Genomic DNA, 10,419 nt, shown 5'->3' with positions numbered 1-10,419 from the left:
AATAACTTAACTTAGAAACGAGGAACTTGAATTCATATCGGGTATAGAACAACTGAAAATAATACTGCAGGGATGAGATTACATTCTCTCCCTCTGCTCTCTCTCCTCATACATCATTAACTTTTTATCCATTTCAACAATGACTTTATACAATTGAAATGCCTGTAAAATTTGCAGTTGAATTTCAAAAGGAGCATTTTGTTCTTTTAACCATTGAAATACTTTTGTTTCATCTTTCATTGATTATTCCTCCCTTTATTAAAATCTGCTACAAATATACGGTAAATGATGAAAAGCTTTTCATGTCAACAACAAAAAAGGATGCAAAGTTGCATCCTTTAATGTACGATATTTTTCTTCTGCTCCGCTTCTTTCTTTACTTCTTCCCCTTGGCATTCACTACGAAATGCACAACTTATACACTCAGAACGAAAATGACGCTCTGTATAATGCTCAGGTTGTTGCAACATTTCTTTCATTCTAGATAAATCAGCCATTCCAGTTATAATATCTTCCTGTTTTGGAATGTACTCATACTTAGTTCCTTCTATTAAATTAATAACTTCAATCTTTCCTGGAAGAACGCCGAAAGCTTTATAACTGAATACTGTCATTAGCTTCTGACAAAGAGCAAGCATTTCCTCATCCGCATCGACGACATACTTTTTAATTACAAACGACCCAGCACTCCACTCACCAACTTCAAATGTCAATGACATGTGGACACCTAACTCTTCCATATATGTTTGAAACTTCTCGTATAAAAACAATGGTGGTGTCTGACTATCATCCTTTTCAACAAACTGTAATAAGTGATCCGTTAGCTTAGCTAATACAATATAGTACTCCGTCTTCGAAGCAAACATATTAATCCTTACTTTTTTCCAATACTTTTCTATTAATATTAAAAGTACAATTTTCGTTTGTTGACCCGCAGGTAGCGTGTAATACTCGTTAATAATTTGATTGACAATCATTTGTGCTATTTGTTGCCATTCAAATGAAGAAGGTTCTCTTCTTTTTATATGACGAAAATAAAATTTATGCGGACAACGCATAAAATCATACAAATGATAATCTGTCATCGTTTTGATTGAGATTTTCTCATGCACTTGCTCTTCATCTCCCTTCTGCCATTAAGAAAGGTGTTTTACAAATTCAGCTCCAAACTGTAAACATTTTTCTACATCTTCATCTTCTGGCGTTAATTCTACTTTTAGTCCTTCTAACACAACTGCTGCCCCGCGCTCTTGTAGCTTTTCTATTAAAATGTCAACTGCCACTCCGTATTTCGGATAAGCCGAATCACATGATCCGAATACTGCCGCTTTTTTCCCAGTTAAATCAATAGAATCCATTGCATCATAAAAATCTAAGAAATCATCAGGAAGATCACCATCTCCCCAAGTGTATGCACCTAAAATAATTCCATCATACTGTTCTAATATAGAAGCTTCTGGTGAATCCATAATATCAATAACTTCAATTTCATTTTCTGTTTCACGAATTACGCCGGCAATGTGGTCAGCCATTTCCTCGGTATTTCCACTCATACTTGCAAAAATCATTACTAACTTACTCAACTGAACCTCTCCCTTTACTTTGTATCTCTTTTTCTGTTTGAATGCTCTTCTTCTCATCTACATATTCAGACCGAATTACATTTCTTTGCCATTCCATATGCTGATCAACATCTTTATCTTTATTTTTATCTTTTAATCCCCTCCGCAGAAGGTGAAAATTTTTTCTCATTAACATGTCGCATCCATCCTATTGATAATAATTATCAATTTCAACTACTTTTAGATTAATTGACATTGATTATCAATGTCAACAACTATTTTTTAAAAAATGATTAAAATGTACAAGCTTGTCCGTTAGCTATTCATATACTATGAATGAGCATAGTTCTTTCTCAGCCCTCTCTGACGGAAAGAAATAAAAGCAACTGCAATAGAGTGCAGTTGCCTTTTTTTGTTTTTCTATGATTTTAGTAATCTTATAGTCGTCTCTAAAAATAGCTCCACTCCACAAATTAATGCTGATTCATCCACATCAAATTTCGGATGATGATGTGGATAACAAGTATATATATTTTCATTACCTGTTCCTAATTTAATGAAACAACCGGGTGCTTTTCTTAAATATGCTGAAAAATCTTCCCCACCCATAGAAGGTTCAAGCTTCACAACACGCTCATTCCCAAACAAATGTAGTGCACTTTCTTCTACTATTTTCGTAATATATTCATCATTAATAACCGGATCATATCCATATCGATACGTATATGTATACGATCCTCCATGTGCTTCTGTAATTCCTTTCACAATTTTCTCGATTTTCCCTTCTGCTTCCACCCTCAATGCTTGATTAAATGAACGAACGGTTCCCATTAAAGTTGCTGTACTAGGAATAATATTGTCAGCCGTTCCCCCATGAAATTGTGTAACTGAAATAACCCTTTGCATAAAAGCACTCGTATTTCTTGATACGATATGTTGTAAATTTGTAATAATCTGTGCTCCGATAGCAATAGGGTCTATCGTTTCTTCTGGCCGCGCCGCATGTCCTCCTTTGCCTTGAATTTCAACTGTAAATACGTCTGGTGCCGCCATCATCGGCCCATACGCAATTCCTACCTTTCCGCTTTCCAATCCAGACATAACATGTAAACCTATTACATAATCAACACCGTCCATTACACCTGCCTCAACCATTTCTTGTCCCCCGCCAGGATACACCTCTTCTGCGTGCTGAAAGAATAGACGAATCTCACCTGCAAAATCTTCCTTTATATTTGATAGCACCTCTGCTGTGCTTAATAAAATAGCTGCGTGAGCATCGTGCCCACATGCATGCATCATTCCTTTATTCACAGATGTATAAGATTTACTTGTCTCCTCTTGAATTGGCAAAGCATCTATATCAGCTCGAATCGCAATTACTTTCCCTTGCTTCACACCTCTTTTAATTGCTAGTACACTATACTTCGTCGGTCTCGTTACTTCAAAAGAAGAAAATGAGCATAATGTATCATATATAAATTGCGAAGTTTCTTTTTCATGAAATGATAATTCCGGATACTTATGGAAGTGCCTTCTCCATTTCACGATATTTTCTTCCGAAATTAGATTCTTCCACACTCTATTCATGATAATTTCCTCCTTTTCAAAAGAACTAGAAATTTAAAAGTTTACTCCGTCTTGAATGATTAATAAAAACAAATACTGTATTTTTACGTATTCTTATAGTCCACTTTTATGTATTCACACAATCCACTTTCTATTTACATGTCAAACCCATTACAAATTCATACTGAATGTAATATAATTGCTAAGTTAGGGATTTTCTTTTTTAGTATTTAGTGCTAATATCAAAAAAGAGCCTTTTGACTTATTTTTACCTAAAATGTGGGATTTTGTTTTTTTCACAATAATGTAGGACATGATACCTACAAAGAGCTATTATTTCATTAAGAGAGGGAAAGACATGGAAAGATTAAAAGAGATATGGTCTCGACCACTCACACAATGGGTTGCAAAGACGGTTTATTATCTTGCAATTTTATTTGCATTACTTTGGTTGTATGGATTCCATGATACAAACACAAGTACATTTATTTACAATGAATTCTAGGGTGGGAACGTTATGAAGTTATTAGAACAAATTGAAAAGTGGGCTGCAGAAACGCCTGATCAAACCGCTTTTGTTTGGCGAGATGCGAAAATTACGTACAAACAATTAAAGGAAGATTCTGATGCGTTAGCACATTGGATTTCTTCTGAGTATCCAGACGATCGTTCACCAATTATGGTGTATGGCCATATGCAACCTGAAATGATTGTTAACTTTTTAGGATGTGTAAAAGCTGGACATGCTTACATTCCTGTAGATTTATCTATCCCAGCTGATCGTGTACAACGTATTGCTGAAAATTCTGGTGCGAAATTACTTTTATCGGCAACAGCAGTAACTGTAACTGATTTACCAGTTCGCATCGTAAGTGAAGACAACTTAAAAGATATTTTCTTTACTCATAAAGGGAACACTCCAAATCCTGAACATGCGGTAAAAGGTGATGAGAACTTCTACATTATTTACACATCAGGAAGCACAGGTAATCCGAAAGGGGTTCAGATTACTTATAACTGCCTTGTTAGCTTTACAAAATGGGCTGTAGAAGATTTCAACTTACAAACAGGGCAAGTATTCTTAAATCAAGCACCTTTCTCATTCGATTTATCTGTAATGGATATTTACCCATCATTAGTAACAGGTGGTACACTTTGGGCAATCGATAAAGATATGATTGCGCGTCCAAAAGACTTGTTTGCTTCTTTAGAGCAATCGGATATTCAAGTATGGACTTCGACACCTTCTTTCGCTGAAATGTGTTTAATGGAAGCATCCTTCTCTGAAAGTATGCTACCGAACATGAAAACATTCTTATTCTGCGGTGAAGTGTTACCAAATGAAGTGGCTAGAAAATTAATTGAGCGTTTCCCAAAAGCAACAATTATGAATACTTACGGTCCAACAGAAGCTACTGTCGCTGTAACAGGTATTCACGTTACAGAAGAAGTGCTTAATCAATACAAATCACTTCCAGTTGGCTATTGTAAATCAGACTGTCGCCTTCTTATTATGAAAGAAGATGGCACGATTGCACCTGATGGTGAAAAAGGTGAAATCGTAATTGTCGGTCCAAGCGTAAGCGTTGGATATTTAGGAAGCCCTGAATTAACAGAAAAAGCATTTACTATGATTGACGGTGAGCGCGCCTATAAAACAGGCGATGCTGGCTATGTTGAAAATGGTCTTCTATTCTATAATGGTCGTCTTGATTTCCAAATTAAGCTGCATGGTTATCGAATGGAATTAGAAGAAATTGAGCATCACCTTCGTGCGTGTTCTTACGTAGAAGGTGCAGTTATCGTTCCAATTAAAAAAGGTGAAAAATACGATTATTTATTAGCGGTTGTTGTTCCTGGAGAACATTCATTTGAAAAAGAATTCAAATTAACATCTGCAATCAAAAAAGAACTCAATGAGCGATTACCAAACTACATGATTCCACGTAAATTCATGTATCAATCTTCTATTCCAATGACACCAAATGGAAAGGTAGATCGCAAAAAATTATTGAGTGAGGTTACAGCATGACCGCATATGGATCATTTTATTTTTTCGCTATAGTGGGCATTTTATTAATACCTACTATCATAGCTGGATTAAAAGGTAAAATGTTGCGTAAATATAATGCAGTATTAACATTAGTCATGATTGCTATTATCTTCTCAGATAAACCGAAGCAAGCGATTATGTTAGCCGCATTTATTATTTGGCAATATGCCCTAATTAAAGGCTATTTAATTTTAAGAAAACAAAATAATAGTACATTCATGTTTTGTATAGCTGTTATTTTATCGATTTTGCCACTTATTTTGGCAAAAATCGCACCCTTTGTACCTGAATTACATTTTATTGTTTTCGCAGGTATGTCTTACGTAACATTTAGAGCTGTACAAATGGTCTTTGAAGTTCGTGATAATTTAATTAAAGAACTTTCCTTCTTTAATTTCTGGGAGTTTGTTTTATTCTTCCCTGCGATTTCAAGTGGACCTATTGATCGTTACCGTAGATTCCAAAAAGATATTCAAAAGCCACCTAGCGGTGAAGAATATCAAAAGTTACTATATACAGGACTTAACCGTATTTTCCAAGGTTTTCTGTACAAATTTATAATTGCACACTTGATAACAACATATCTTGTAAAGGCCGTATTCGCCAATCAAGATACACTTTTATCTAATGTGATTTTTATGTACGCTACTAGCATGCAATTATTCTTTGACTTTGCAGGTTATAGTGCGTTCGTAATTGGTATCAGTTACATGATGGGAATTAAAACGCCAGAAAACTTTAATAAGCCATTCCTTAGTCGTAATATTAAAGACTTCTGGAACCGCTGGCACATGAGTTTATCATTCTGGTTCCGTGATTTTATTTACATGCGTTTCGTCTTTTTTGCAACGAAGAAAAAGTTAATTAAGAACCGTTACACAATTTCGTATATCGGTGCATTTTTAAACTTCTTCATTATGGGAATTTGGCACATCCAAGGAAGCGCTGTTGCGCAGTATGTTATTTATGGTCTCTATCATGCCGCACTGTTTATTTTATTCGATATTTTCGAACGAAAAAACAAGAAGCATAAATTTTGGCCAAACAATAAATTTACACACGTCCTTGCGATTGTAATTACGTTCCACGTTGTATGTTTCGGTTTCCTAATCTTCTCTGGACACCTTAACAGATACTTTTAATGCACCCTTCTTATTCCATTAAGAAGTTGCACATATAATATATTTCGGATATAAAGGAGATTTTAAAAATGGCAGAATTCAAAGAGCAAGTATTAGATATTTTAGAAGAAGTATGTGAAAACGATATTGTGAAAGAAAACTTAGATGTTCAATTATTTGAAGAAGGTATCCTTGATTCTTTCGCTGTAGTATCTTTATTAGTTGAATTCCAAGAGCGTTTAGATATTGAAGTTTCTATTTCTGATTTTGACCGTGACGAGTGGGCTACACCAAACATGGTTATTAAAAAGTTGGAAGAAATCCGATGAACAAAGCAAAATTTGGTCCGATGCTTTTAGCATTGGCCCTTTTTGCTGTATTCTTACTTATTCCAACGCGCTTCCTACTTCCACTTTTAAGTGATGAAAAAGTAGAACAAGCTGCCACTTCTTTAAAAGAAGAAAAAATTCAAAGTATGATTTTACAGCAAAAGATGTTAGCAGATCCAAAATATCTTCCGATGTACGGTTCATCGGAATTCGCACGTATGGATGCTTTCCATCCATCTAATTATTTTAAAGTAAAGCCTGAAGGATTTACGCCATTCCTTCTTGGACGCGGCGGAACACAAGACCTTGTACATGTGTTAAACTTCGCATCTACAATGGATCAATTGAAAGATAAGAAAATGGTATTCGTTCTTTCTCCGCAATGGTTTGTACCACAAGGTATTGACGAGACGCACTTTGCACCTAACTTTTCAAAACAACAAGGTTACCACTTCATTTTCAACAATGATTTAAAACCTGAAATGAAAAAACAAATTGCAAAGCGTTTATTAAACTTTGAGATTGTAAAAAAAGAAACTTTATTAAAAATCTCGCTTGAAGGCATCGCTTATGATGATACGAAGTATAAAGTAAAAGCACTTGCTGCTAAACCTTTCGCTTATATTTACCGTAACATTTTAGATCGTAAAGATTTATTTACAGCTATGTTTAATATTAAACCGCACAAAGAGAAGCTCGATCCTTCATTAAAACAAATGAACTGGGAAGAAGCTCGTAAACATGCGGATCAAACAGGTGCAGCAGAATCTGGATCTAATGAATATGGTATCGAAGATGGTTACTTCAATAGCAAAATTAAGAAAAAATTAAAGCAACGTGAAGGTTACTTAAAAAATGATGCTTACGACCAATCGCCAGAATATGAAGATTTACAAATTGTACTTGATTTATTAAAACAATCTGGTGCAAAACCACTCTTCATTTCTGTTCCTGTAAAAGGTCCTTGGTACGACTACGCTGGCTTCCCAAAAGAACGCCGCGAAGCATACTATAAGAAAGTTCATGAGCAAATTGAAAAAGCTGGTTATCCAATTGCCGACTTCTCAAATCATGAATACGATAAATACTTCTTAAAAGATCATATGCACTTAGGTTGGAAAGGCTGGGTTTACATCGACGAAGCCATCCAACAATTTTATAAAGCAAACTAATGAAAAGACCGCTTGAATTACTCAAGTGGTCTTTTTGTATATATTTTGTAATTGTTCGATTGCATTCTCTGCTTCTTTCATAACTCGCTCCACTACATGCTGAGCTGATTCGATTCGAGCTAATGATGCTGCCTGTCCTGCCCAAAGTGACATATATTCTTCCTTATTTTGCTTCGCTGCCTCTTGGCGTATTTTAGAAGTTAATACGTTTTGCACTGGATACATCGGTAGCCCTTCTTCTTTTCCTTCATGTCTCTCTATAAATTCATTCCGAATACCCCGCGCATATTTCCCAGAAAACGCACGAGTTACAGTTGTGCTCGTATCTGTACTATGTAAAACCGCTTCTTTATACACATCGTGCGTAATACTCTCTTCACTTGTTAAAAAGGCCGATCCCATTTGAACACCTTCTGCTCCTAGTGCCAATGCCGCAACAAGCCCTTGTCCGTTCATTACACCACCTGCTGCGACAATTGGGATATGTGGAACAGCCCCTACTAACTGAGGTATCAACGCAAAAGTACCAATCATAGCATCTCGTTCTTTCCCAATAAACGTTCCTCTATGCCCTCCTGCTTCACTACCTTGCCCAATAATAATATCTACTCCTAGCTCAGCAAGTACTTTCGCTTCCTTCACATGGGTAGCTGTTCCGATAACTTTTATTCCACTTCTTTTTAAATCATTTATTTCTTCTTTTTCTAACGTTTGAAATGCAAAACTAACGACCGGTACTTTTTCATCTAATAGCACTTGTAATTGTTCCTTATAGCTTTTTGGAAGCTTTAACGTTCCTTCTACTTCTATACCTAATTCTCTATTCACTCCGCTTAGTAATACTTTCGCCTCATTTACCTTCTCTTCTTCTATTTCTATCTCTTTCGTTACAAGTAAATTAACACCGAACGGCTTATCTGTTAGTTCTCTTATTCTATAAATCGCTTCACGAATTTGTTCTGGGCTCATATAGCCCGCTCCAAGCGTCCCTAATCCTCCGCTATTACTTACTGCTGCAACAAGTTCTGGCGTCGTAATCGCGCCTGCCATACCGGCTTGAACAACGGGATACTCAATTTTTAATATGTCTGTTACTCGACTTGTAAACATCATTTCCCCTCCTATTTCCTTTATATCTTCTTTATTTGATAAGCTTTCCCCTGCTTTTGCAAGGGTTGAACTTCATATGAAGCGAATATATTGAAAGAGAAGGAGGCTGAGCTTAATGATTTATCCAAATGCATTAAAACAAGGTGATACAGTAATGATCATTGCACCATCTGGTCCACCTACAATCGAAAATGTATTACAAGGTGTGAATGTATTACAAGAGATGGGGTTATCCGTAATAATCGGGAAGAGCGTTTACGAGAAATATGGATTTTTAGCCGGAAGTGATCAAGTTCGGCTTGACGATATACATGAAGCATTTACAAATAATGAAGTGAAGGCCGTTTTCTGTGCACGAGGTGGTTACGGAAGTGCTCGTCTCCTCCCTCACATTCAATATGAAATCATTCGGCAAAACCCTAAAATCTTTTGGGGATATAGCGATATTACAGCTTTACATACTGCTGTTTCACGTTATGCAAAGCTTATAACATTTCATGGTCCGATGATTGAAGAACTAGGAAAAGGTATTGATTCTCTATCTTTATCCTCTTTCAATCAGCTATTCCATCCGTATTCAACCATTTTATCTGCATCAGAATGTATCGTATCTAGCTCTCACAGTACAGTTACAGGTACGTTAGTTGGAGGAAATTTAGCTGTGTTAACAAGTATAATTGGCTCGCCCTACGAGATAAATACGGACAATACACTTTTATTACTTGAAGACATTGGTGAAGAACCGTACCGCATTGACCGTATGTTAAATCAGCTACTTTTATCTGGAAAGTTTAATGAATGTAGGGGCGTTATTTTCACAAGTTGTCACGACTGCACTCCTTCAAAGCCATCTCAATCATTGCAAGCAATATTATATGAATATTTCGCACCATATCATATACCGGTCCTATTCGGTTTACCAATTGGACATATAAGTCCAAACATCGGTATTCCACTTGGAGCTACAGCGACAATAAACACGAATAATAAAACAGTCTCTATTTCTTCCGGTATAGCCACTCCATATTCAAATTAAAAAGGAAAAGCGATTACGCTTTTCCTTTTACTTATAATAATTAAAAATTCGTCCAGATGAGATATCTGCAATTTCTTCTGGAATAAATGTTTTACTTATATCAGTACCAACATTTAATACAGCTGTAGCATCTTTCTCAATGCTACCAAATAACTCTTTCCCACGTATCGTAATAAGGGGCGTTCCTTCTGGCAACACATCTTTTACAAATTCCATTTGTGTAAAGAACGGAACGATCCATCTACCTTCTCCTTGGAAATGACGCAAACGAAGTATTCCCTCTGTTGCCCCGTCCTCTGCTTCTAGTGAACCAGCAACATAAAACTCAGTAGATAAGAGCAATTCATAAAATTCCTTTTGCTTCTGTTTATCATCCCCTGCTACAACAAGTACCTCTTCTAATTTCTTTACTGAAATTTGCTCCATATGATGCCACCCCTATTTTCAAAATGATTGTACTTAGATTA

General features: G+C 36.0%; 13 protein-coding genes. 6 read left to right on the top strand and 7 right to left on the bottom strand.

Annotation, left to right across the window (positions count from 1 at the left end):
• Positions 1-78: 78 nt before the first annotated feature.
• The 5 genes from ACQGS6_RS17120 to amaA all read right to left on the bottom strand — a co-directional run bounded on the left by ACQGS6_RS17120 (position 79) and on the right by amaA (position 3,152).
• The gene (locus tag ACQGS6_RS17120; protein WP_098450675.1) at positions 79-240 is read right to left on the bottom strand and encodes a hypothetical protein; all 162 of its coding nucleotides are present in this window, start codon (positions 238-240) and stop codon (positions 79-81) included.
• A 98-nt stretch (positions 241-338) separates the two neighbouring features.
• Complete coding sequence (locus tag ACQGS6_RS17115) at positions 339-1,112, bottom strand: hypothetical protein (RefSeq protein WP_000544577.1); 774 nt, start codon at positions 1,110-1,112, stop codon at positions 339-341.
• Positions 1,113-1,136: 24 nt separating this feature from the next.
• Positions 1,137-1,583 carry a flavodoxin gene (locus tag ACQGS6_RS17110; RefSeq protein WP_000041153.1) on the bottom strand — a complete coding sequence of 149 codons (447 nt, stop codon included), beginning with the start codon at positions 1,581-1,583 and terminating at the stop codon, positions 1,137-1,139.
• On the bottom strand, positions 1,576-1,758 hold the full coding sequence (locus ACQGS6_RS17105) for a hypothetical protein (RefSeq protein WP_000929021.1): 183 nt from the start codon (positions 1,756-1,758) through the stop codon (positions 1,576-1,578). The genes ACQGS6_RS17110 and ACQGS6_RS17105 overlap by 8 nt, the downstream gene beginning before the upstream one ends.
• Before the next feature lie 224 nt (positions 1,759-1,982).
• A complete protein-coding gene (amaA, locus tag ACQGS6_RS17100; protein ID WP_001082785.1) occupies positions 1,983-3,152 on the bottom strand; it encodes an N-acyl-aliphatic-L-amino acid amidohydrolase in 1,170 nt (389 codons plus the stop codon).
• A gap of 337 nt (positions 3,153-3,489) precedes the next feature.
• On the opposite strand from amaA, the gene ACQGS6_RS17095 reads away from it, so the two are divergent.
• The 5 genes from ACQGS6_RS17095 to dltD all read left to right on the top strand — a co-directional run bounded on the left by ACQGS6_RS17095 (position 3,490) and on the right by dltD (position 7,806).
• Positions 3,490-3,636, top strand: a complete 147-nt coding sequence (locus ACQGS6_RS17095) for a teichoic acid D-Ala incorporation-associated protein DltX (protein ID WP_000440293.1) — start codon at positions 3,490-3,492, stop codon at positions 3,634-3,636.
• A gap of 12 nt (positions 3,637-3,648) precedes the next feature.
• The gene (gene dltA / locus ACQGS6_RS17090; protein ID WP_000770512.1) at positions 3,649-5,163 is read left to right on the top strand and encodes a D-alanine--poly(phosphoribitol) ligase subunit DltA; all 1,515 of its coding nucleotides are present in this window, start codon (positions 3,649-3,651) and stop codon (positions 5,161-5,163) included.
• Positions 5,160-6,326 (top strand): D-alanyl-lipoteichoic acid biosynthesis protein DltB, encoded by a 1,167-nt coding sequence (gene dltB / locus ACQGS6_RS17085; protein WP_000127925.1) that lies wholly within the window; start codon positions 5,160-5,162, stop codon positions 6,324-6,326. The genes dltA and dltB overlap by 4 nt, the downstream gene beginning before the upstream one ends.
• A 68-nt stretch (positions 6,327-6,394) precedes the next feature.
• Positions 6,395-6,634 carry a D-alanine--poly(phosphoribitol) ligase subunit DltC gene (gene dltC / locus ACQGS6_RS17080; protein ID WP_000807310.1) on the top strand — a complete coding sequence of 80 codons (240 nt, stop codon included), beginning with the start codon at positions 6,395-6,397 and terminating at the stop codon, positions 6,632-6,634.
• Entirely contained in the window at positions 6,631-7,806 is a 1,176-nt protein-coding gene (gene dltD, locus ACQGS6_RS17075) for a D-alanyl-lipoteichoic acid biosynthesis protein DltD (RefSeq protein ID WP_001030268.1), read from the top strand. The genes dltC and dltD overlap by 4 nt, the downstream gene beginning before the upstream one ends.
• A 21-nt stretch (positions 7,807-7,827) precedes the next feature.
• Here dltD and ACQGS6_RS17070 read toward each other — a convergent pair whose 3' ends face one another.
• Positions 7,828-8,916 (bottom strand): NAD(P)H-dependent flavin oxidoreductase, encoded by a 1,089-nt coding sequence (locus ACQGS6_RS17070; protein ID WP_277544399.1) that lies wholly within the window; start codon positions 8,914-8,916, stop codon positions 7,828-7,830.
• Between the two features lie 115 nt (positions 8,917-9,031).
• Between ACQGS6_RS17070 and ACQGS6_RS17065 the strand changes: the two genes are divergently transcribed.
• Positions 9,032-9,952, top strand: a complete 921-nt coding sequence (locus ACQGS6_RS17065) for a S66 peptidase family protein (protein ID WP_000640075.1) — start codon at positions 9,032-9,034, stop codon at positions 9,950-9,952.
• Positions 9,953-9,979: 27 nt separating this feature from the next.
• On the opposite strand, the gene ACQGS6_RS17060 is transcribed toward ACQGS6_RS17065, so the two are convergent.
• The gene (locus ACQGS6_RS17060; protein ID WP_000435266.1) at positions 9,980-10,378 is read right to left on the bottom strand and encodes an SseB family protein; all 399 of its coding nucleotides are present in this window, start codon (positions 10,376-10,378) and stop codon (positions 9,980-9,982) included.
• Between the last annotated feature and the right edge of the window lie 41 nt (positions 10,379-10,419).

The organism is Bacillus sp. GMs2/2 (assembly GCF_050172095.1).
Taxonomy (GTDB): domain Bacteria; phylum Bacillota; class Bacilli; order Bacillales; family Bacillaceae_G; genus Bacillus_A; species Bacillus_A cereus.
Note: the sequence above shows the minus strand (reverse complement) of the source record. Positions and strands in the feature narration are given on the sequence as shown.